18 protein-coding genes are annotated in these 23,042 nt (G+C 52.9%); 14 read left to right on the forward strand and 4 right to left on the reverse strand.

The window, feature by feature from the left end:
- Positions 1-58 precede the first annotated feature (58 nt).
- From PHV74_03645 to PHV74_03695, 11 genes are all read left to right on the forward strand, one after another.
- A complete protein-coding gene (locus tag PHV74_03645) occupies positions 59-1,168 on the forward strand; it encodes a hypothetical protein (GenBank protein ID MDD5093459.1) in 1,110 nt (369 codons plus the stop codon).
- Between the two features lie 112 nt (positions 1,169-1,280).
- On the forward strand, positions 1,281-2,258 hold the full coding sequence (locus PHV74_03650; protein ID MDD5093460.1) for a glycosyltransferase: 978 nt from the start codon (positions 1,281-1,283) through the stop codon (positions 2,256-2,258).
- A 41-nt stretch (positions 2,259-2,299) separates the two neighbouring features.
- Positions 2,300-3,313 (forward strand): NAD-dependent epimerase/dehydratase family protein, encoded by a 1,014-nt coding sequence (locus PHV74_03655; protein ID MDD5093461.1) that lies wholly within the window; start codon positions 2,300-2,302, stop codon positions 3,311-3,313.
- A gap of 55 nt (positions 3,314-3,368) precedes the next feature.
- Positions 3,369-4,790: an oligosaccharide flippase family protein gene (locus PHV74_03660; protein ID MDD5093462.1), complete on the forward strand. Its 1,422-nt coding sequence runs from the start codon at positions 3,369-3,371 to the stop codon at positions 4,788-4,790.
- A gap of 46 nt (positions 4,791-4,836) precedes the next feature.
- A complete protein-coding gene (locus tag PHV74_03665) occupies positions 4,837-5,796 on the forward strand; it encodes a glycosyltransferase family 2 protein (GenBank protein MDD5093463.1) in 960 nt (319 codons plus the stop codon).
- A 41-nt stretch (positions 5,797-5,837) separates the two neighbouring features.
- Complete coding sequence (locus PHV74_03670; protein ID MDD5093464.1) at positions 5,838-7,400, forward strand: hypothetical protein; 1,563 nt, start codon at positions 5,838-5,840, stop codon at positions 7,398-7,400.
- Positions 7,400-8,947, forward strand: coding sequence for a glycosyltransferase family 39 protein (locus tag PHV74_03675; GenBank protein ID MDD5093465.1), 1,548 nt, complete (start codon positions 7,400-7,402; stop codon positions 8,945-8,947). Before PHV74_03670 ends, PHV74_03675 begins: the two co-directional genes overlap by 1 nt.
- A 58-nt stretch (positions 8,948-9,005) precedes the next feature.
- Positions 9,006-9,848 carry a methyltransferase domain-containing protein gene (locus PHV74_03680; GenBank protein MDD5093466.1) on the forward strand — a complete coding sequence of 281 codons (843 nt, stop codon included), beginning with the start codon at positions 9,006-9,008 and terminating at the stop codon, positions 9,846-9,848.
- A gap of 51 nt (positions 9,849-9,899) precedes the next feature.
- Positions 9,900-12,053, forward strand: a complete 2,154-nt coding sequence (locus tag PHV74_03685; GenBank protein MDD5093467.1) for an alpha-(1->3)-arabinofuranosyltransferase family protein — start codon at positions 9,900-9,902, stop codon at positions 12,051-12,053.
- Position 12,054: 1 nt separating this feature from the next.
- Positions 12,055-12,660, forward strand: coding sequence for an acyltransferase (locus tag PHV74_03690; protein ID MDD5093468.1), 606 nt, complete (start codon positions 12,055-12,057; stop codon positions 12,658-12,660).
- A gap of 55 nt (positions 12,661-12,715) precedes the next feature.
- Entirely contained in the window at positions 12,716-13,345 is a 630-nt protein-coding gene (locus PHV74_03695; protein MDD5093469.1) for an acyltransferase, read from the forward strand.
- A 163-nt stretch (positions 13,346-13,508) separates the two neighbouring features.
- Here PHV74_03695 and PHV74_03700 read toward each other — a convergent pair whose 3' ends face one another.
- From PHV74_03700 to PHV74_03715, 4 genes are all read right to left on the reverse strand, one after another.
- Positions 13,509-13,952: a tellurite resistance TerB family protein gene (locus tag PHV74_03700; protein ID MDD5093470.1), complete on the reverse strand. Its 444-nt coding sequence runs from the start codon at positions 13,950-13,952 to the stop codon at positions 13,509-13,511.
- A 119-nt stretch (positions 13,953-14,071) separates the two neighbouring features.
- Entirely contained in the window at positions 14,072-14,389 is a 318-nt protein-coding gene (locus PHV74_03705; GenBank protein ID MDD5093471.1) for a zinc-ribbon domain containing protein, read from the reverse strand.
- Between the two features lie 236 nt (positions 14,390-14,625).
- Positions 14,626-16,338 carry a cation:proton antiporter gene (locus PHV74_03710; protein MDD5093472.1) on the reverse strand — a complete coding sequence of 571 codons (1,713 nt, stop codon included), beginning with the start codon at positions 16,336-16,338 and terminating at the stop codon, positions 14,626-14,628.
- A gap of 397 nt (positions 16,339-16,735) precedes the next feature.
- Positions 16,736-17,239, reverse strand: a complete 504-nt coding sequence (locus PHV74_03715) for a MarR family transcriptional regulator (protein MDD5093473.1) — start codon at positions 17,237-17,239, stop codon at positions 16,736-16,738.
- A 324-nt stretch (positions 17,240-17,563) separates the two neighbouring features.
- Here PHV74_03715 and PHV74_03720 point away from each other — a divergent pair, with 324 nt between their 5' ends.
- The 3 genes from PHV74_03720 (at position 17,564) to PHV74_03730 (ending at position 23,002) form a co-directional block, all read left to right on the forward strand.
- Positions 17,564-20,038, forward strand: a complete 2,475-nt coding sequence (locus PHV74_03720; protein ID MDD5093474.1) for a pyruvate formate lyase family protein — start codon at positions 17,564-17,566, stop codon at positions 20,036-20,038.
- A gap of 73 nt (positions 20,039-20,111) precedes the next feature.
- On the forward strand, positions 20,112-20,282 hold the full coding sequence (locus PHV74_03725) for a hypothetical protein (GenBank protein MDD5093475.1): 171 nt from the start codon (positions 20,112-20,114) through the stop codon (positions 20,280-20,282).
- A gap of 416 nt (positions 20,283-20,698) precedes the next feature.
- Positions 20,699-23,002 carry an MMPL family transporter gene (locus PHV74_03730; protein ID MDD5093476.1) on the forward strand — a complete coding sequence of 768 codons (2,304 nt, stop codon included), beginning with the start codon at positions 20,699-20,701 and terminating at the stop codon, positions 23,000-23,002.
- Positions 23,003-23,042 lie beyond the last annotated feature (40 nt).

The raw sequence follows: 23,042 nt of genomic DNA on the forward strand, positions 1-23,042 counted from the left end.
TGCTTATGCCTGTGGTTCTCTCTGAACATCCCTTCACCTCAAGTCGAATAGCCTCAACTTGAGTCTATCGCATCCCAATATCAGCTTCAATACCAAGGCGCTACCTTTTTGCAGGAACGCCAACTATGGTTATGACTCCCGGGAAGAATATGGTTATTCATTCGATAGCGGCTACGGCTATGGAGCAGTGAGCGGCAGTGTCATCCTCACCTACCAATGTACTGTTAGCACATCGACTTCATGGACTGCTGGCACCTACTACGCCACGGTGGATGTTGATAGCGGAAGTCATGTCTTTTCCTCAGCCGCCTCTTCATTCAGTGTAACTGCAGCTGGTGGCGGTGGCGGTGGTGGCGGCGGCGGTGGTGGCGGTGACAGTGATGAAAACAACACCGATGAAAACAGCACAGAGGAAACTCCTTCGCCCACAGAGGAACCTGCTCCTGTTACACCTGGAGAGACTTCGGCCACAATAGTGGCGGACCTCTCAGGTAAGATCACTTCGGATGGCATTCTGACTGAGCCGGTAACCATGGCCGACACTTACGGTGCCGTCACTGTCAATCTGCCTGTCGGTACACGAGCCTTGGATGCACAAGGCCAACCGCTGACTCAGATATTCATTGAGCCCATCACTTCTCAGGCACCGGTGCCTCCGGGAACCAACATAATTGCGGTCAACGAACTTGGTCCCAGCGGTGCAACTTTTGATCCGCCTATCACCCTGACCATGAAATACTCCCCGGCCCTCCTGCCGGAAGGTGTGGCGGCAAGCGATCTGGTTCTGGCCTACTACGATGTTCAAACCGGCCAATGGGTTCAACTGAGCAATATCGTGATAGACACGATCAATAATACCATCAGCGGAACGACGAGCCACTTTACTCAGTTCGCCGTGTTGATCAAATCGCAGCCGGAACAGCCCGCCCCTGCACCAGTTCCAACACCGGAACCACAACAATCACCCGAAGTGCCCGCGCCTGCACCAGCACCAGGCCCGACGCCGGGGCAACAGCAACAGACAGGAGAGACTGCAAGCACCATTCCGGAGACAACATCGCAAGATGACGGCTTCAACTGGTACATCATCCTGTTCGTTCTTTTTGCCACCGCATTCGCATTGATCTGGGTGATCTATTCCGTCAGAAAAGAGGACTCCCCAGAGTAGGAACTAAATCAAGTTTCCGCTGCCGGTCCGGTCTGCTTATCCTCTTAAAGAAGGAGGATAAGCAGACCGCGAAGAAACAGTACTCTCAAATAAAGTAGAGGAGAGGTGGATCATGACGATCACAACGGATTCTTTGATCAGGGCGAGCATTGTTACAGACGCCGAGCGCATTATTACCAGCGCTCCGCGGGTGAGTTACAAGATACCTGTCAGCATCGGCATTTGCGCTTACAACGAAGAGAAAAACATCTTCAACCATCTCGTCTCGCTCCAGTCTCAAAAGACAGATGTAATCGGAATCAAACAGATTGTGGTCGTCTCCTCTGCCTGTACCGACCAGACAGACGATATCGTGGAGAACTTCATCAGAACCGATCCGAGAATCCAATTGGTAAAGCAGGCAGAACGAAAGGGCAAGTCCTCGGCTGTAAACCTGTTTCTGGAAAGAGCCACAGAAGAAGTCTGCGTTCTGGTGAGCGCCGATACTTATCTTCCCGAGAATACCATCGAAACTCTGTGCTCATCCTTCCTGGACCCGTCCATCGGAATTGTAGGCGGACATCCCGTTCCCCTCAACCAGAGAACCACGTTTATGGGCTTTGTCAGTCATTTCATCTGGGGACTGGCCCACGAGATATCGCTCGATCACCCCAAGCTGGGAGAACTCATAGCCTTCCGGAATATTGTGGATGAAATTCCCGAGGAAAGCGCCGTTGACGAGGCCAGCATCGAAGCCGTGGTGATACAGAACGGCTACAGTCCCCGCTATGTTCCTGAAGCCGTGGTCTACAACAAAGGGCCCCAGACGGTTAGCGACTATATCAAGCAGCGGCGGCGGATTCACGCCGGTCATATCTATCTCAAACGCACAGCAGGATATGAAGTGTCCACCATGAGCTCAATCCGATTGGCCAATCACGTCGCGCGACTGATTCGACCCAATCCGAAAAGCGTTTCGTTTGTGGCCGCCGCGGTTCTCATGGAAGCTTGGTCGCGACTGCTGGGTTTCTATGATTTCTGCATTGCCAAGAAAAACCCCTGTATTTGGGAGATTGCAACTTCAACGAAAGTGCTGGTAGACGGCGCCTAGTATATAGGTTCGATTCCGAAAGAAAATAAGCAGGAGGAGACATGAAAAAAGCATTAGTCTGCGGTGCAGGAGGGTTCATTGGAAGTCATTTGGCCAAGCGGCTGAAAGGTGAGGGTTACTGGGTGCGGGGAGTGGACCTGAAATATCCCGAATTCGGGCAAACGAAGGCGGATGATTTTGTGATAGGGGATCTGAGAGACCCACGCATTTGTCGACAAGTAGTCGATCAGCCGTTTGACGATGTGTACCAGCTTGCTGCCGACATGGGGGGTGCAGGTTTTGTATTCTCAGGGGAAAACGACGCTGATATCATGCATAATTCCGCCTTAATCAATCTGCACATGGTGGAGGCGTGCTATAAGGCAAGGGTCGGGAAAATCTTCTATTCATCATCGGCATGCATGTATCCGGCATACAACCAGATGGATCCGGACAATCCGAAGTGTTCTGAAGACTCGGCCTATCCGGCCGAGCCGGATAGCGAATATGGATGGGAAAAGCTGTTCGGCGAGCGGTTGTATCTGGCGTTTCACCGCAACTATGGGATGGATGTACGCATTGCGCGATTCCACAACATCTTTGGTCCCGAAGGGTCTTGGAACAACGGGCGAGAAAAGGCACCTGCGGCTTTCTGCCGAAAGGTTGCCCTGGCACCCGATGACGGGGAGATCGAGATGTGGGGAGACGGGTTGCAGACACGCTCCTTCCTCTATATCGACGAATGCCTGGAGGCGGTGCGTCGGTTAATGAAATCTGAGTTTACGGGCCCAGTGAATATCGGCTCCGAAGAGATGGTGAGCATCAATCAACTGGCGCAGATGACTATGCATATTGCCGGAAAGCGTCTTTCCATCAAGCATATTCCCGGGCCTCTGGGCGTACGAGGGCGGAATTCGGATAACCGGCTCTTCGAGGAGAAGTTGGGCTGGAAACCGACGCAGCCGCTGGTTCAAGGATTGCGACAGACCTATTTCTGGGTGCAGCAGATGGTGGAACTAGACAAGGTGAGTTCTGGTGATCCTCGGACCTGTGCCGAATTGGCCTCAGTAGCCTGATCCCCCGTGGAGTTTTGCTGATCGGATCAAAAATGAGCATGTACGGAGCGGTAAATTGCCACACAATGTAAGGGCGGGTGCGCTTAACGCTGCTTCTGTGTTGGCCCCGGCAGAGGCTTCACCAAACGGGTCTCGGAAGCTGGAGAGCGGCATATCGCCGCTCTCCAGCTCTGGTTCCGGTGACGGCAAAAGCGTGATGAGCAGGGCTCTGGGGAGCGATGAGAACTACTCAGCGATTGCCAAGCACGGCCTGATCATGTTGGTGTTCGGCAACGTATACACGGCTACGAATTATGTCTATCAAGTTTCCATGGGTATTCTGCTGACCCCTGAAGACTACGGCATTCTGTTCAGTTTGACATCGCTGTTCATGATTTTTATGGTGTTCAGCCACGGCATGGTCTTGGCCTCGGCCAAGTTCACCTCCGAATACGTTGCCAAAGGGCAAGGCAACAGCATCTATACCCTCTGGCGATGGATGCTCAAGCGAACCGCATGGTTGGGCGTACTCGCCGGTGTCCTCTTCCTGGCCCTGAGTCCGGTGGTGGTGGGCTTCCTTAATCTGAACGCGATGTTCTACCCCCTGATCCTGTTTGCCAGCCTGCCCTTCGCCTTTGCCATTTCGATCAACTGGGGCGTCATGCAGGGAATGCAGCGGTTCGCCAGTTTTGGCCTGAATCAGGCGTTTCTGGGCATAATCCGGGTAGCGCTGGCGATTGCGCTGGTGCTGTTGGGATGGGGGCTGTTCGGCAGCCTGATCGCCGTCCCCATTGCCTGGATGACGGCGTTTTTCCTTTCGTTTCTTGGCCTCGATCGATTGTTCCGGCGTAGGAGTTATCCATCCGTCGATACCCCCCTGCGTGTGGAAGGATTTGTCAGGCTCACCATGGCTTCAGTGCTCGCCCTTCTGGGGATCACCGTGCTCACCAATATCGACGTCATCGTCGTCAATCATTACCTCGGGTCGGCCCAGGCCGGGGAGTACTCTAAGATCGCCGTGTTGGGGCGAATTGCCTTTTTCGCTCCGGTAGCGGTGATCGGAGCCATGGTCCCCAAAACCTCCGCCCTGTTCGAGAACGGAGGAGACCATTTTCGCCTTTTCGTGAGAACAGCGGGAATTGTTGCGGTCATTTCAGTTGGTATTGTGGCAGGTTTTGCCCTTTTCCCGGAGATGATCGTGCATATGGTCTTCGGCGCCCAGTCCAACAGCCTTGTGTCGGCGTTGGTATTCCCGTACGGGTTGGCAATGGCATTGCTTTCCTTCAGCTGTCTGGGGTTGTTCTTTCTGCTCTCACTCAATCAATTAAGAGCGGCATACTCTGTGATGGGGGTGGTGATCGTACAGCTTATCCTGATGGGATTCTTCCACAGCAATCTCATCCAGTTCATCAATGTCATGCTGGCCACCAGCCTGCTTTCCGTGGCGGTAATCCTTCCGTTCTGCCTGAGGGTCAGAAAACGGAAGATGGCGTCATAGAAATATCCATTTGATCAGCCTGAAAAAGTGACGAGGAGGAACAAGAGTGATTATCAAATCGCACCCGAAGGTCTCGATTATCATTTCCAGCTTCAACGCAGAACATCTGTTGCCGGAATGCCTGGATTCCCTGGGGGCGCTAACCTATCCCGATTACGAGGTCATCATCGTCGATGCTGCGAGCACGGACAATTCCAGGAGCCTGATGGCCGAACGCTATCCCTGGGTTCGAGTCATTCCGCTGGAAAATAAAGTGGGTATTGGCGAAGCGATCAACCATGGGATTGGGGCGGCCGAGGGCGATATCATCATCATTGAATTCAATACGGATGAAACAGCCGAACCGGACTGGCTGGATCATCTGGTGGCTGCCTTACAGCAATACCCCGATGAAAAAGTGATGCTCGGCGGAGCGAGGCTGGTCTATGGCACGGATCGTCTGGTGGACGATCTGGGAATGAAATTCTATCATCCCTTTGGGGTGGCCACCAAGTATTATCAGGGACTTCCGCTGGATAGCTGCCCGAAGGACCAGATCCGGGAAGTCAGCTATCTGAATATGATCGCGGCATGGCGGCATACGTATGACGAACTGGGGCCGCTGAATGAAAGCTTCTTTTTCTTCGGGGAGGATATGGAGTATTGCCTGCGGGCTCGCCGCAAAGGCTATCGCACCTTGATCGCCCCCAAGGCCATCACCTGGCATAAGGTCAGCGCGACAATCGGCAAGTATCCGGAACGGCAGGCGTATTTCTTGAGGAGAAGCATGCTGTATTCGGTGCTCAAGCATTATCCCTGGCGCTTCAAGCCGTTTGCGGTGCTGGGTTACGCAATGATCTGCGGACTGGATATCCTTATGCTTCTGCCTTCGATGGACCGGTTGCTTGCCCGGACCCGGTTTCCCATGTTTTCACGAAGGCGCACGGCACGCGAGGTTTGGGCGGATGCAAGAGCTGTGTGGTGGAACGTCTCGCAATTGCCTCAGATTGTCAGTTCACACCCTTAGCGAGAAAAGGGCAAGTAAAAAAAGTAGCAGAAGAGAACGACATGCAAGCCAAATCAATCACCATCGGATTGCTCGTATTCATAGCGTTGCTTGTTTGCGGCCAGTATCTGATACTGGCTACATCGCAGCCAGAGTCGAGCGTGGGGGAGATCGAGACCATACGCCTGGCGGAAATCGATGTGGAGGATACTCTCAGCTCCCTGACGGAAATCAGCTACCAGGTGACCGCGGGAAAGTACGATCTTCCCTTTCGGGTGACGGCCATTCCCGGGGCTGCCGCGCCGCAGAGGTTGAACATCGGTCTGTTCTACGACTCGGAAAAGGATTTTGAGGCCTACAGATCGATGAAGCCCCGATCTGTGGTGGTAGCAGGGATGGCGGAGATACTCAGGGCCGAACTGCGTTTCCGCGGAATAGAAGGTTCTGTGGAAGTATGCGGGAATACCGAGTTGGGCCAGCGCATCGCGTTATCAGAGGTTGCCGATGACGTGCTGGTTTTCCCTGCCCTGGTGGGCTCGGTCGAACTGCTGCCGCCTGAACTGGATAAGGAGGCGTTGCTGTCCTGGATTGGCCGCGGGGGAACGGCCTTTGTGATCGGCGGGACGGCATTCTATCGGAATATCCTGGCTCAAACGTATCCGGGTGCAACGGTAAGACCGAGTGATCTTGCTTCATGGACCCCAGGAGACGCCAACGCCAGCGGACTGGCGAAGGTATCTTCTTACGGCAATGAAGAGGAATCGAACTTCGAGTGGCGTTATGATGATATTTCCAGTCCCGGAAAGGCTGCATGGCTCGTCTGTCAACCGGTGAGACCATCGGACTGGAGCGTGGCGGGTTATCTGCAGATGGAGATGATGATAGCAAACCCCTCTCCCATATCGAGGGTGTATATTGACCTGAGGGATTCTCAGGGGAATTTTGCACACTATTACATTGCCAATGGGCTAGCGCATGAATCGGGCTGGCAGAACGTGCTGGTGGATTGGTCAACGCCCTCCTATTCTTCAGAAATCCTGCCTGATTTCAAAGACGTTTCCAAGATCGCATTCGTGGTGGATTTCGCGGAAGCCCAGCCTGGCAAGAAGGAGTTCGCCCTGGCATGCAGGGGAATTCGCCTGGCCGATGTGTTCTCGCCGATCCCTGCACCCGCAAGAGGTTCAGTCGCTACGGTCAGCAGTGAAATAGCCCATGCTCTCAACATCACTTTTGACTCGACTGAGACCGGCGTGCCGGTGGAGACGGTGGAGGCCTCTGGGGGCAAGATACTGGGAAAGACCAGCGGCGGAACGGAGTCCCGAACATCAGCAGCTTCATTCCAGTTAGGCAAGGGGCACCTGGTGATTTTCGGCGGTGGTGTGGAACCGCCCTACGGGCAAGAGTCGGTCTCAAAAGACATCATGCAGATTCTCCACTCCGGCATTCTGGATGCCCCGGCAGTACCAGTATCCCGCGACTATCTGCTGTCCGGCGGAGAGACGGTGAGAGACCGCCTGGAGATTCCCGCTGCAGGGGCAGACGGCGTCAATCTTCTGTTCTACTCAACAGATATGAATCACATTTTCTACGATAGCTATACTTTGCAATCGAAGGCTGGCCTTTGATGATGAACTTCCCGAACTCCAGTGTGGGTAAGACTGCGCCTGAAGCCGTTGGTACAGGCGGGCGTCGGCGGTACTGGGGTCAGGTATGGCATCACCCGTTGCGAAACATCATCATCATCGGCTTGGCAATCCGCATGGCCATCGCCCTGGCGACTGCCTGGCCGGACACCGAAGCCTTCTCTCTTCTAGGGCTACGCACGCTGGTCAGTCCTGGTGCCGGGGCTCCATTTGACAACATCTACCCTGCCACCTGGATCACCATCATCTCGCTGTCGCTGGGCGGGGCTGGCTTTTTCCAAGACCCCCTGAACATGATCACCCCCCTACCCGGTGGGGCCTATGACCTGGGGCAGGTCGGCCTTCCCCTCACCAACATCCTGAGCTGGCAGGCCGCACTGGCGCTTAAGCTACCCTGTATTCTTATGGATATGCTCACCGGATTGGTCATCTATGGCATCGTAAAGGAACTGGCCAATGAAACAAAAGCGAAACTGGCGTTCAAGCTATGGGTTTTCAATCCGCTGGTGATCACGGTAAGCTGTGCGCTGGGGATGTACGATGTGTTTGCTGGATTCTTCAGCCTGCTGGCGGTGTATCTGGTCACCCGCCGATCCTTCTGGAGCGCCGGGATGGCATTCACATTGGGGTTCTTATTTAAACCACACGGTCTCTTTCTGGGGATAGGGCTCGGCATTTTCATCCTGGCCTTCGGCTTTGCGAACGGTAGAACCGCGGTTGCAAATGATTGCAGTCCTGTGCAGAGAGGAGTTAAAAGTCTGGGAAAGAAACTAATGCCGCTAGGTCAATTTGCTGCCGGATGCCTTTTCCCAGTAGCGGTTTTTCTTCCGGGGGGAATGCTACTCGGCATCGGAAGCGATATCTCTACCCGGTTAACATGGAACCAGCTTGGGGGCATTAACCCCTGGTTTATCCAACTCATTCCTTGGGACGCAATGCAATCGATCTTCGCCTGGGGTCATGGCCACTTCCCGCTGGTGTTGATGGCCAGTATGGCGCTGGGAGGAATGTCCACGCTTTTGGTCGCTTTGTTGGCGCTTCGCAAAATGCACTTCTCGACAAAAGGAATCTATCTAGTTGCCTTTGTAAGTATGGCACTGTATCCGATCCTCACACCATACAACGGGGCACACTACTTTGTCCCCTGTATTGCGTTTCTGGTAGTCGTGGTGACAGTGTTCGATCTGTCGATGACGGCATTTCACACGCTGAGCATGTCTCTTTTTGCCTGGATCCTTTCCCTGTGGGGGGCCGCCTTCCTCTGGCTGCCCCTGGCAATCAACTGGAATCTGTTCTCATCAGAAGACCTCATCGAACGGACTTTCAACTACATGGCCAAACCCGGATGGCTAAACGACGCGGCCTACCTGGATGTGCGGCTGTTCTGTGTGATCGCGATATTCGTCAGTCTGCTATGGCTCGTCATTACTACGATCCGGAGCATCTATCAGCGGGACGATCAGGTCGCATTTCACAAACGCCGTCAGCAGCAACTTGCGGCCGCGATGATCCAAGAAGGCGGAAAATAACGTCGATCGGGCAGACGCCATTTGCCTCGACGAATAGAATCGATCAAGGGGGAAAGAAATGAACAAATTCAAGCAGAAATTCTGGTCGGTCTACGAGCAAGTCTACGATGAATGGCCCCAGATACGCAGCGGTTTACCGGAAGGCCATTTTGAGTTACTCTATCTTGACAATCAGAAATACCGTTTCGAATCATTGGCCAACCTGATAGCTCGACAGGCCAATAACCGCAGTATTCTGGATATCGGCCCCAGCCCGTTCACCATTATGCTGCGCCGATTGTTTGAAGACAGCGCCATCACAACGCTGGACATGACGGACATGCTTGGGCCGCTTTGCTGGCGCCATCAGATTGATTTCAACCTGGTCGATCTCTCCAAGCAGCCCATGCCTTGGATGGACGGGAGTTTTGACGTGGTGATCCTCGGGGAAGTGCTGGAGCATGTGCCCTGTCATCCCGCCCCTTTACTGCGCGAGTGCCGCAGAGTGCTCAAGCCGGGGGGACAGTTGATCGTGACTACGCCCAACTTTGCCGCCCTGGAGAATCGATTACGGCTGTTGGCGGGGCGACACGTCCAGGAGTTCTGGGTGGAAAACGACATCGAGGGAAGAATCCATTTCCGCGAGTATACCAAGGAGGAACTTGTCCGGGAACTCAATGCGGTGGGTTATCGCATTGCGGGAACGAGATACGAGAGGTATTGGGAGAAATTGGGTTGTTTTCAAAACATGCTGCAGAATCGGCTAGTGGCCCGGGATTCCCTGCCGGAGAAAGCACGAATAGCGCTGCTGGCTGCGGTTTATGCTGTCTATTCCACTATCACTGCCGTCATTCCGGCGTTTCGCCGAGGAATCAGCGTCACCGCTCAAAATCCGGCAGAGGCATCGTTTCCCTTACGGTAACCCATTACGTTTGACCCTGAACTCGCGACCGCCCCGGCTATAAGAGATATCATGAAAATCTGCAAGTCATCCACCCTGCTGCCGCCAATGGTCTACGCCCTGCTGGCGGTAGCCGTATTATCCCCGTTACTTCGGCCGGGATATGTCCTCACCCTCGATATGGTCTTCGCTCCGGATGAAGACTTCAGCGATTATATTTATGGAATGAGCGAGGGGTGGGTCACCGCAGCCGCCCCATTTCTGTGGCTTCAGCAGGGATTCACCCATCTTCTTCCGGGATGGGTTTTCCAGAAGATCATCCTCTGTCTGATTCTCTTCTTAAGCGGCTGGGGCGGGCACCGGATGATCCCCGGCAACGGCATCGGCAGCTATTTTGCCGGCATCTTCTATGCCGTAAATCCGTTCACCTACACCCGGTTCATGGCCGGGCAATGGGGTGTGCTGTGGGCATATGCGCTTACCCCGTTTGCCGTCATGGCCTTCATCGAATTTCTGGAGACCAGGGAAGGCCGCTCGATCCCCAAGCTGGTCATCCTCACGACGCTGGTTGGGCTGTTGCAGATCCACGGATTGTTTCTGCTTCTGCTGGTTTATCTGGTATTGACGGTGGTCAAACTCTATCAGTTGCGCCGGGATCGAGAGCAAGCCTTGCGGGTCTGCAAACTGGTATTGATGGCAGGCATGGCGTTCACGGCGATCAATGCATACTGGATTATCCCGGCATGGAGCGCCGATGACACGTTGCTCAACCATGTTGATACGGCGGATATGGCGTTCTTCGCCCCAAAAACGGAATCCGGTCTCGGCACCGCCTTCGATGTTGCCTCGCTGCATGGCTTCTGGAGAGAGGGGTATACCTATGCCCGGGATAGTATTCCGGTCTGGTGGCTTATTTACGGGGGCATCCTGTTTCTGGCCATCTACGGTTTTAGCAAGGGCCCCGCTGACCAACAGAAAAAATGGATAGCGGTGGCGATTAGTGTGGCCGGTGTAGTGAGTTTTATTTTAGGCCTTGGCGCATCGAGCAGTTTCGGTAATGGCCTGTTCACCTGGCTCTGGGACCACGTCATGCCTTTGCGCGCATTCAGGGATTCCCACAAATTCATCGGCATACTCTGTCTGGCCTATGCTTATCTTGCCGGACTGGGGGTAAGCGCTCTGGCAAAGGAAATAAGAATGCGAAAGCATCAATTTCAAAAGGAGATAACTCCGCTGGTGGGTGTCGGCATGGTGTGTGTACCGCTGATCTATACCTTCCCGATGTTCGGGTTTTCCGGTAACCTGGGCACAACCGACTATCCGCCACAATGGAGCGAGGTGAATGCGTATCTCAATGACGATGAAGAGGATTTCAGTGTGCTGGTCTTGCCCTGGCATCGGTACATGGACTTTGACTGGCTGCCAAACGAAGATAAGCGATTGAACAATCCCGCCCGCAGTTTCTTTGACAAGCCGGTAGTTCAGGGGGATAACATCGAAATACCGGGGGTTTATACCCAGAGCACCAACCCTGTGAGCGCCTATATCGAGTTTCTGCTGGGGAAGAAGGACGTCATCAATAACTTTGGAGAGCTTGTCGCGCCCCTTAACGCCAAGTATGTGCTCCTGATGAAAGAGGCCGACTTCGAGGCATATGGCTTTCTGCGGGGTCAAAAGGACCTCGAAACAGCTCTTGAAAACGAACGATTGATCCTGTTCAAAAACCGGCACTTCACGGCCAGGAGCTATTCCGTCAGCGACTTGGTGTGCGTTAACGGATGGGAAGATGTGTTTCGGCTGAGCCAATCCCAGGATATTATGGAGCACCTCTATCTTTTTGGAGGTGAAGCCCCTGTGAGCAGTCAGCAAGGGGCCGAGAAAAGGGCCGTGAGCAAAAAGACGGATGCCAAATTCGTAGTTGACGGGACCGCTCAGCCTTACACCGTGTTTGTCGTTCCCCAGAACGTGAATCCCCGCCATTGGCAGTACAACGGAAGTGATTCGCTCCAGAATCTGGGGTTTATGCCCGCCTTCATATCCGATGAAGATGGTGGAAACATTGTGTATCAGCGATTCTATAGTGTCTATCTGCCGGCCTATGGCGTCTCCGGGATTGCCGTGACTGGTTTGCTTTTGTGGTATTTGGTGCAACGAAGGAACAGACTATCGAAGAATGCATGTCGGAAGAGTAATACCGAATCAACAGCCACGCAAGAAGGGGGTTGACATGATCTATGATCGCAAGATGGAAACAGTAAAAACGAGGCTCTCCAATCATGAGCGGCTATATCGTTTCAGCTGTACATGCCATCGATACCTCTCCGCAATTGAATGGTTTATCCTCACGTTCGCCGGTTACATCCCCTGCCAGACAATAAGGAAGGGCATCTATCGGATGATGGGAATGAAGATCGGCAAAGGAACCGTTATTTTCGGGAAGGCAGAAGTGAGAATGCCCGGGAATATCGTTATTGGAAACAATGTTGCCATAGGACACGGAGCAATCCTTGACGGACGAGGCGGTATCGAGATCGGCAACAATGTAAACTTCAGTACCGGAGTGTGGTTGTGGACTGCCCAGCATGACGTAAATGACCCGTACTTCAGCATGAGCACAGGCAGGATTGTTATAGAAGATTACGCGTGGCTTTCCTGTCGAACCACCGTTTTGCCCGACACCAGCATCGCTAGAGGCGCAGTTGTGGCTGCAGGTGCCGTAGTAACCAAAGATGTTCCGCCTTTCAAGATAGTAGCTGGTGTTCCCGCTCAAGTCATCGGGGAGAGAAACCGCGATCTGCGTTATCGTTTGGAAGACTTCACTCCCATGATCTGATGCCGGCACATGTTCGCAGAGCCCCGATCCCATCAGCCAATACGGAGTTAGTAAAATGAACGATGATTACTATCAACCTCAAAATCATGGCGGATACATTAACGCCTTACAAGATCGCTTGGTTAAATATCTGTTCATTTACAGCCTGGCAAAAAAAGTCTACAAGCTCGGCCAGGCTTTGGAATGGTATATTCTCAAGTTTGTGGGAGTATTTCCATCACAGACCGTACGTATCATGGCTTACCGTTTAATGGGCATGAAAACAGGCCAGAGAACAGTTATCTTCGGCGGTGTGGAAGTAAGATGCCCCAAGCGAATAAGTATTGGACATGATACTGTTATTGGTCACGGGTCTCTCCTTGATGGCAGAAGACGTCTGGAAATTGGCAATAATGTGACATTGAGTTCGGCAGCTTGGATATGGACTGGCCAGCACGATGTAAACGACCCCTATTTCAGAGGGAACGGGAAGCCTGTGATGATCGAAGATTACGCCTGGATTTCTTCTCGCGCCACGGTGTTAGCCGGCAGTAAAATTGGGAGGGGAGCCGTAGTTTGTGCAGGAGCGGTGGTCACACAAGATATTCCAGCCTTCAAAGTAGTCGGAGGCGTGCCGGCTAGGATTATCGGGGAAAGAAACACAGACCTGAGATATGTGCCTCATGATATTGTTCCCATGATATGAATAGTCTTCAGGTACAATTCTGAGAAACGGAAACTGTCGACAACGGTCAGCAAAAAGAGCAGGGGATAGGGGCTTTCACTCGCAGTCGATCAGGGCTTCCTTAATATGAGAGCCTATGCTGGCCGAAGCGCTATCTCGCTTCGGCCAGCACCCTATTTGTATCTTAGGCCTGATTCTTGATCACTACGGCTTCTACAACTTTGAGAGCTATAGCTTCATCGATCTGCAAGGCGTTCTGAAGATCCTCCAGGAACTTTTTCTCCTCCGGCTCAACAACGCCGTCGGCCAGAACCAGGTCGGCAGCCACAAAGAAAGCAGCCTGCAATTCTTCTTTGGAGAGAGCAGCTTTTGCCGCCTGGATCACCGGGGCGCTTCCTCGCTTCTTGATCAGGCCGGCAACCTTGTTCAGCGTGTTGGCCATGTCCTTCATGTCGTGTTTTCGGAACGACTTCAATGTGGCCAGATCGATAACAGTTCGCTGCACTTCTTCCTGACTGATCTCGCCGTCTGCTGCCACCGCCGCCACACCTATGGCAGCAAAGGCCTCTGACTTGCTCAAGGATACCGTACCACTGTCCTTGCCAAACGCTTTATCAAACAGTCCCATACATATGCCTCCCTTTGAATCGTATTATACTCTTATTTTACCCTGGCGCTGTAAAATCCGCCGCAAAAAAGGGGCCGGGAGCTAGTCCCGGCCCCTTTGACCTGGTGTGATGATAAAATCTATCGTCTGCTTTTGGATCCGCCACCCTGGCTGCTGTAGCACTGGCTGCAATACACCGGCCGGTCCTGGCGAGGCTCGAAGGGCACTTCAGTTTCAGTACCGCATGCGGCACACACCGCCGGATACATCTGCCTGCGGGCACCACCAAAACCACCAGATCCACCTCCGCGCTCCTGCTTCCTTGTAGCGCGGCAGTCCGGGCACCGCTTGGGATCATTGGTGAACCCTTTGTTGGCGAAGAACTCCTGTTCACTCGCAGTGAAAGTGAACTTGGCCCCGCAGTCAGCACACTGCAACTCCCTATCGGTGAAACTCATTGGATGACCTCCTATCCTAAGAATGCTGAGCTGAACTTCGGTCATCCAATATCTTGAGGAATCTTGCCCTGAAGAGACCTTTTCCGGGGAGCTCTAAGGGGTTTCGGGGAGATTTGGTAACCTCTGTCATGCTGCTTGGCTCTAGTATACGAGAGAATCGGGATAACTGCAAGATAAGCTTTAAAGATTTTAATCAAGCCTGTCTCATTCTCCGGAAACATGATTTTGCTACCCCGTTAGTCCTCTTCGTCAGTACTGCTGAACTTGGCAATGGATTCCTTTTCTCTCATCCTGGATAGAATCTGCTTTCGCTCATCCGCTTTCAGGCCGGAGATGTTCAACAGTCTTTTCAATAATCGGAAGCTGGCCTCATATTCAGGGCTTACCATCTCTGAAACCCCGATCCTTTGAAGCACATTAGCTTCGCCGGTGCGATGGACCCGCGCTAGAACTTGAATATTGGGGCTGAGGGCCAGCGCGGTTCTGACTGTGGTCACCACCGCCACGGGATCAGGATACGTTACCACCAACGCCCTGGCCTTCGCCAGGTTCAGCCGATCCAGAACATGGATATTGCTGGCATCCCCATAGATACAGGACACTTGATTGCTACGCAGATCAGAGATGATCCCGGGGTTGATCTCGACCACGGTGAAGGGGATGGCTGCATCCCTGAGGCCTCTTGCCAGATGCCTGCCCACCCTGCCATATCCGGCGATAATCACCTGGCCCTCGTTTGAAAACCCGGCAGGCTTCCCGGCCGGCGGCTCTCCGGTCGTCGCAATCGGGTAGAACCTGGAATACAGCCATGAAACCGAACTGATACCAAAGGGAGTGAGCATCATGGTGATCAGGGCGCTAGCCAGGATCAGAGAATAAGAGTCGGCGGAGATGATATCCATATTGACGCCGATTTGTGCCAGGATAAAGCCGAACTCCCCGATCTGGAAAAGACCGGCGCCGGCCAAAAGAGCAATCCTTTTATTGAAGCCGAATTGCCACACAATGCCGAAGACCGCCACGAACTTAATGAAGATGATCAGCATCACGGCCTGGATGGTCAGCCACCAGTTGTCGACCACGAATCCGGGATCGAGCAGCATGCCGAGGGAGACAAAAAACAGGGCGGCAAAAATATCCCGCAGAGGGATAATTTCAGCCAGAGCCCGATGCCCGAACTTCGATTCATGGAGCGCCAGCCCGATGACAAAAGCGCCAAAGGATACTGATAGCCCCAGGATATAGGTGCCCAGAGCCGTTCCCAGGCACAGCACGATAATGGTCAGCAGAAACAACTCGCGAGAGCGAACTCCGCCAACACTGCCGAGCAGCCAGGGAAGTATCCATAATCCCAGGATGATCACTACCCCAATAAAGAGTATCGCTTTGCCGGTTGCCAGAAGCAAATCCGAAGAGAGGCTTTCCGTCTCGCCGTTGAGAGCCGGTATTACCAACACCATAAATACAGCAGCGATGTCTTGAAGGATAAGGATGGCCACCATGATCCGGCCGTGTACGGAATCCATCTCGCCCCGGTCCATTAATATCTTGAGACAGACCATGGTGCTGCTCAAGGAGATGACTAATCCAAAAACAACCGCTTCTGATGCCGACCAATCGAACACCAGCACAGCCGCCACAAACCCCAGACCACTGGTGATCATGATCTGAGCCGGGCCACCCAGATAACCCACCTTCCCTGCCTCTTTCAACTGCAGGGGCGAGATTTCCAGTCCCAGCGTGAACATCAAGAGCGCCACGCCAACCGTCGCCACAGCCTCAACGAGCGATACATCGTTCACCAGGCCAAGGGCATAAGGGCCGATGCCCACCCCGACTCCGAGATAGCCAAGGATGATCGGCTGTTTCAGCCGGTGAGCGACCATTCCGCCAACCAGGGCGGCGGTCAACAGGATGGCAAAATTGATGGCTTGGCTGGATTGATCCATGACTAATTAAAGGGAAGCACTTTGTTCGTATTCTATCATATGCCGGAGAGGTAGCATAAAATCTTGCGTGGCGCTGCTTACAGAACCAGAAATCCGATCCCGCTCATGATAAGCCTTGCATGAGAGCTTATCGGTCGAGATTTCGTGACGCAGAAGTGTATGCCAGAAACTCACAGCCCGTCCCTGAAATCTTCTCCTTGTGGTGGAGCCGAGAAGGATCGAAGTCCAACTGAAACAGAGACTCAGCTGGTCTCTTTGGATTGAGAAGCATGATATAAAGTATAAAGTGGGAATGCGCTGCACCTGGCAGATTGAAGGATACTGGAAAGGCTCCAATTATCCAACCTGCCGGTGGCCATCAGGTCTGACCGGTCAAATCAAATTCTGTCTGTTGAACTTATTTGAGGTTTCCACCCCGATCGGCAATCTTCTGGACCAGGCTCAAGAAGGTAATCTGTTCATCAGTCGTTAGCCGTCCCATGATACGCAGAACCCTGCGCATGATTACGCTCTCCATTATTTCGTGAAACTGACGTCCGTTTTCGGTCAGTGCTATTCTGACGATGCGCCGGTCGTTTGGATCGCCGGAACGTTCGGCAAACCCCTTCTCCACCCACCAGGAGACCAGCCGGGTAGCCGTGTAGGTTTCTATCTTGAGCTTCTCGCTCAACTCGCCCATGGTGAGCATTTCTTCCTGGCGCAGCAAGCGGTACATCTTGAAAAAAACCATTTCGCCTGCGATTTTCCCCGGTCCATCATTGCCTACCAGCATGTGAAATCGCTGCCGAATCTCTGCCACGTCCTCGGGGGTGGGGGATCCCATTTCGTCATACAGCTTGATAAAGTCATCCGGCAGATTGGCCAGTTTCTCGCTCAAGGTACTCTCATGTTCATCAGCCATTTTATTAATTGCCCCTGAAATTAGGTTTCATTTGTGATTACTTCATACCGTCGATACAGTTCTTTCTTATATTATCAACACGCTTTTGTCAAGACCGACGGTACACTTCCTCTCCGGGATGATCGGTAACCGGAATCATAAAGCCATGCGCGCTCTTGACATGGGCAGGAGACTGGGATATACTAACTGCAACATGCAGTATTTGCATTATGCAGATTATGCAGCATGCAGGTATAGTAGGCATTGTATAGACTGGCGATCTGAAATTCAAGGGTAAAACGAATCCTCAAGCGTTCACAAATCTTTCAGAAGGGAGGGAGTATCATGGTGCAAATGAAATCACGCCAAGAGCAAAAGTCATCCCGATTCGCCAGCGGCGAGAGGGCTCAAAAGCTGAAGAGCAAAAGGGTTCGCAAAAGCATGATAGTCTCCGTGGTAGAGGGCCCGAGGGGCCCGAAGAATGTGTACACGTATCTGCCGGGGGTCAGGATTTGCCTGGAGACGGCCAGACTGCTGACCGAATCCTATAAGTCCACTGAGGGGCAACCTGAGGTCATCCGGAGAGCCATGGCTCTGGATCATATCCTGAGCAACATGACAATCTATATCAGCGATGACGAACTGATTGTAGGGAATTTTGCCAGCGATCCTTATGGGCTGCCCATTCACCCGGAACTTCAGTGGAGGGATATGGACGCCGTCATTAAGGGCGATCTGAAGCACATGGTGGATGAACGCGGCAAGGCAGATTGGGAAGAGATTCGCAACTACTGGGAGGGAAAGACGGTTGATGACAGAATGCTCGCCATTCTGCCGGCTGAGGTAAAGAAAGTTCTGGGGCCGACGGGCAGGACAGAGATGACCTGGGCGGCTCAGTGGGGATCTCAGAAGGGATTGGGGTCTCCCAATTATCAAACGCTCTTCGATCTGGGTTTCAACGGAATCATCAAGAAGGCCGAAGACAGGCTGCTCCAGCTTGAAGACGAATTCAATAGCGGGAATATCTCCGGCGATGAATACATCGATAAACGCAACAATGTCCAGGCCATGATCATCGCCAGCAAGGCATCGATCAAGTTCGCCGGCAGATATGCAGCACTGGCCAGAGAGAAGGCATCTGCAGAGCAGAGTGACGAGCGTCGCCAAGAGCTTCTGGAGATCGCTGAGGTATGCGATTGGATACCCGGCAATCCCGCGCGGACTCTCCGCGAGGCTGTGCAGGCATGGTTTTTAAATCACATGGTCACGCGGTACATTGAGTATCATGGCTCCGGCGAGGGGAGCCGGCTGGATGTATTGATGAACCCCTTCTATCAGAGGGATCTCGAGGCGGGGAGGATCACCCAGGAACAGGCCCAGGAGCTTCTTGAATGTACCTGGATGAAGATGGAGGAACTGGGAGAGATTGAGACCTCGGCGGTTCATCGTAACGAGGAAGGCGGCAGCCTGTATCAGATCATCAATATCGGCGGCATCACCGAGGACGGTGACGATGCCACCAATGATATGTCGTTCCTGATCCTCGATGCCTGTCAATCGATCCAGTGTATCCAGCCCAGCATCGTGCTGAGATATCACACCAACATAAATCCGGAGCTGATCAGCCGGGCAGTAGATATGCTTCGAACAGGCATCGGTCATCCGGCGTTCATCAACGACGCCGTGTGCATCCCCTATCTGGTGAACCGAGGGATTCCGCTGAGAGATGCGCGGAACTGGGCATCCGGCGGATGTCTCCAGCCGATCATTCCCGGCAAAGCGATGCAGAAAACTCACGGCGCGGCGGCGGCGATCCTCCTGCCCAAGGTCTTCGAAATCGCTATGAACCAGGGCAAGAGCATGCAGACCGGGATACAGCTGGGCCTGGTTACTCCTGATCCCACCACGTTCAAATCGCTCGACGACATGATGGACGCTTACGAAACCCAGTGGAGACATCAAATCGCGCACGTGGTGAAGGTAGACGAGCTGACCTGCAGTCTCTACAGGCGGTATCATCAGCGGCCGCTCATGTCGGCTCTGACGGACGATTGCATCGAGCGAGGCCAGGATTGCATGGACGAATTCTACCATGACCTGTCCACCATCCACATCGCCGGTCAGATGAACGTCATCGACTCGATGGCGGCCATCAAGAAGCTGGTGTTTGATGAAAAGACCGTGAGCATGGCTGAGCTGCTCGACGCCTGGAAAAACAGTTTCAAGGGCAAAGAGGAGCTGTTCAAGAAACTGAGGAAGGCTCCGAAGTTCGGGAATGACGACGAATATGTTGACCTGATCGCGCGGGAAGTCTGCAATCGCCAGCAAGCGGTGGTTGAGAGCTTCCACACAGAATCCGGCTGCATGTATACCATCGAAGGGAGCACGGCCACGGCGTACTTCCCGTGGAGCTTGAGGCAGCTGGCAACTCCCGATGGGAGAAGAGCCGATGAGTCATTTGCCGATGGCAGCATCTCCCCGATGCACGGGAGAGATACCAGCGGGCCAACGGCAGTACTGAAATCGGCAGCCAGGGTGAATCCGAAATACTCCATGCTGCTGAACCAGAAATTCCTGCCGATGTTCCTTGAGGGAAACAACAAGGCGCTGTTTATGTCCTATATCAAAACATGGGCTGATCTGGGATGCTGGCATATCCAGTTCAACGTGGTCAAACCCGAGGTTCTGCTGGATGCCCAGAAACATCCGGAGAACTACGGCAACTTGATCGTCAGGGTAGCGGGGTATAGCGCTCACTTTGTGGACCTGAGCAAGGGGCTTCAGGACGAGATCATTCATCGTTCGACACAGTGTTTCTAACCTGGTTTGGCAAGCAGGCTGTCTCGGGAAAGAGAAGTGTTTTGACCTGTAGCGGAGTTTAGGGGGTATATCCTTGGACTCCGGCAGAGAAATTGTTGAAAACGAAATATGGCGTCACGAAGAGCCGGAGCAGGAGAAGAAAGAACTCTCGCTCCGGCTCGTTTTGGGTGAGCCTACAGAAGAAATATGCCCCAAAGCCTTTAAGAGATGCCGGGTTACAGTCGGGATAATAATTCCAGGCTGAAAGGGCCGGGGGTAATTAGAGAATCGCGCTGAGGCAGGCGAGTTGATGCAACGGAAATAGCCTTTCATCGGTTCTAAGTAGTGTGCTCAATGTGGGGTTAGTGTGTTGAGCTTTAATCTTTGGTCATCGTGGACGATATTCTGTGATAGTCATAATAGACGATAATCTAGTGCATTCGATAAGCGCGAATTGCTCTCCGTGAAACCCATTGAAGGAGCACAATTTAAAACAAATTCTTTGACAGTTCTCTGACGGTAAATGCCGAACATGAAACCGACAAATGAGATCGACTGTTCCTTAGCTGGAAGAAAGGAGAATCTGCACCGAATGGTCCTAACTATGAGCCACCACCACTAAAAATGTCTCTCTATAGCAACCGTTAGTAACCAAAGCGCTGGAAAAGGAAGGAGAACACGTTGATAGCGAAGATTCTATTGGGGGTATGGAATTTTACTCAAGGCAAGGCCAAGTGGATATTGCTCATTGCAGGCATTTTGCTGGTGGTGGCCATCATCGGAGCCACCCAGGTGAAAGTGACCAATGATTACACAGATTATCTCGATCCGAATGGACAAGTCTACAAGGACATCGATAAGCTGAATGAGAATTTCAGCAGCAGTACGATCCTTGTCATCATTGAAGGCGACAGCACTGCTCAGATCGTCAGCGACAAGAATCTGGCGGCAATGAAGTACTTTGATGAGCACTTCACGCCGATGGAAAACGTGAAGTTCGTTATCACACCGGAGTACATGGTTCAGCTGGCAAAGATGCGAGCCGGCGGTGTCGATGATGGGAGGCCTACCGAACAATGGCTGATCGATCCTCAAACCGGGCAACCCAACCAGGTGGCCGCGGGCGTCTTCTTCAATCCTACGGCCGCCAGGATGGTACTGAACCTCAAAGGCAATCTTAGCGATTCACAAAAGCACGACTTTATAGAAGAGACGAAGAAAGTCGTCGCGGAAGGCGGTTTTGAGAATGTGCAAACAACAGTCACCGGTCAACTCTTGGTAGTTGACTACATGGTAACGAACATCCCCAAAACGGTTAGCAAGATTATGGTTGGTGCCGCAATTGCCATGGTCATCATTCTGGCAGTGATGTTCAGATCTCGCGGTTCCTTCCTCTGGCGATGGTTAACGCTGAGCGTCATTGGGCTCGCTGTCATCTATACCATGGGCATCATGGGATTTATAGACTTGCATATCACCGGTGTCTCTATGGCGGTATACCCCATATTGCTGGGGCTGGGCATGGACTACGCCATCCAGTTCTACAATCGCTATGATGAGGAAAACCGGAAAGGGTTAACGGCCGCGCAGAGCGTGAAAAACTCTCTGGAACATATCGGCCCTCCCCTGGTCATCGCCATGCTGGTGGCTTGTGCCGCTTTCGCCTCAGTGTTCTTTGCCAGAACCCCGATGGTGCAGGGCTTCGGTAAGATGCTGATCATGGGCGTTGCGGCATGTCTGGTCACCTGTACGATGCTCTTGCTCCCTATCCTCTACCTGCGCGATCGAAAGAACGACGCCACCAACAAGCCCGATGAAATAAGAGACTCGTCGATTGATAAGATGGCGGCATTCGTGGCTCACAAATCAGTTAAGTATATCGCCGTTATCCTGGTGGTCGCCATAGGACTTTCAGCCTATGGCTGGAGTCAAGAACACACTCTGAAGGGCGAAGTCGGATATAAGCACAGTATAAGAGAAGGCTCTGCAGTAATGAATGCCCTTCAGAAAGCTACAGACTTATCCGGAGGGGTCATTCCCGGGGATGTGATCGTGGATGCCCCCAATGTCCTTGACCCGGCTATTCTGCAATGGCAGCTGGACACCGAGAAACGATTCATGGCGGATACCGGCATCCAGAATCCGGGCCATTATTCGGGTTCTGCCCAGAGTATATCGGATCTCTATATGTCAATCTTCGGGTCACTCCCCAAAGATGCCAAAACGGCACAATCCATGCTGGGGATGATACCAGAGAGAATGTGGATCAACTTCGTCAACAAGGATTTCACCCAGTCTCATATTGTGTTGATGAGCCAGTCTCCGGAAACTGAAGTTATTAAGACTTTCTACCAGGACGTGAGAGCGTATTTCGTCAACAACCCCGAGGGATCCAAGGTAACAGTGAGCGGTGACGGGCTGCTTCTCATAGAGCTGGCCAAGGATTTGGATGATAGCCGCACCCGGTTGACCTATATCGGGCTGGGATTTATCTTCGCCATGTTGCTGATCTGCTTCAAGTTCAAAATCGCCAGAGTGATCACGGCTGCCGTGCCCATTGTAATTATCCTTGGCTGGTCTGCGGTCATCATGGTCACCAAGGACCTGGGCGTGGACACCATGCTGGCGTTAATGCCGGCCCAGGTGATGGGAATCGGCGTAGAGTTCACCGTCCTGCTGCTAATGCGCTATTACGAGGAGAGAGACAGGGGTGGAGTGCCCATGGATTGCATGATCACGGCCATGAGCCGGATCGGGCGCGCCATTGTGGTTTCAGGCCTGATGGTGGCCGTTGGCTTCGGGGCATTGTATTTTGCCAAAGCCTTCCCAGGGATGAGCAATTTCGGATTCGTCACGGTGATCGACATGATTCTGGTGGTGGTCAGCACATTGATTGTGCTGCCCGGTATGGTGATCACCTTTGACAACTGGAATGACAAACGCAAGAAGGTTGCCGAACCAGCTAAACAGCCAATCAGCCAGTAGGGACAACTCGGGGACCTCTAATGAAGAGGTCCCCGAGTTA

It is taken from the genome of Dehalococcoidia bacterium (assembly GCA_028711995.1).
Classification (GTDB): domain Bacteria; phylum Chloroflexota; class Dehalococcoidia; order SZUA-161; family SpSt-899; genus JAQTRE01.

Coding starts and splice junctions, on each gene's coding strand:
- PHV74_03650 (MDD5093460.1), top strand. CDS start 1,281: ATGACGATCACAACGGATTCTTTGATCAGGGCGAGCATTGTTACAGAC.
- PHV74_03655 (MDD5093461.1), top strand. CDS start 2,300: ATGAAAAAAGCATTAGTCTGCGGTGCAGGAGGGTTCATTGGAAGTCAT.
- PHV74_03670 (MDD5093464.1), top strand. CDS start 5,838: ATGCAAGCCAAATCAATCACCATCGGATTGCTCGTATTCATAGCGTTG.
- PHV74_03675 (MDD5093465.1), top strand. CDS start 7,400: ATGATGAACTTCCCGAACTCCAGTGTGGGTAAGACTGCGCCTGAAGCC.
- PHV74_03680 (MDD5093466.1), top strand. CDS start 9,006: ATGAACAAATTCAAGCAGAAATTCTGGTCGGTCTACGAGCAAGTCTAC.
- PHV74_03685 (MDD5093467.1), top strand. CDS start 9,900: ATGAAAATCTGCAAGTCATCCACCCTGCTGCCGCCAATGGTCTACGCC.
- PHV74_03690 (MDD5093468.1), top strand. CDS start 12,055: ATGATCTATGATCGCAAGATGGAAACAGTAAAAACGAGGCTCTCCAAT.
- PHV74_03695 (MDD5093469.1), top strand. CDS start 12,716: ATGAACGATGATTACTATCAACCTCAAAATCATGGCGGATACATTAAC.
- PHV74_03700 (MDD5093470.1), bottom strand. CDS start 13,952: ATGGGACTGTTTGATAAAGCGTTTGGCAAGGACAGTGGTACGGTATCC.
- PHV74_03705 (MDD5093471.1), bottom strand. CDS start 14,389: ATGAGTTTCACCGATAGGGAGTTGCAGTGTGCTGACTGCGGGGCCAAG.
- PHV74_03710 (MDD5093472.1), bottom strand. CDS start 16,338: ATGGATCAATCCAGCCAAGCCATCAATTTTGCCATCCTGTTGACCGCC.
- PHV74_03715 (MDD5093473.1), bottom strand. CDS start 17,239: ATGGCTGATGAACATGAGAGTACCTTGAGCGAGAAACTGGCCAATCTG.
- PHV74_03720 (MDD5093474.1), top strand. CDS start 17,564: ATGGTGCAAATGAAATCACGCCAAGAGCAAAAGTCATCCCGATTCGCC.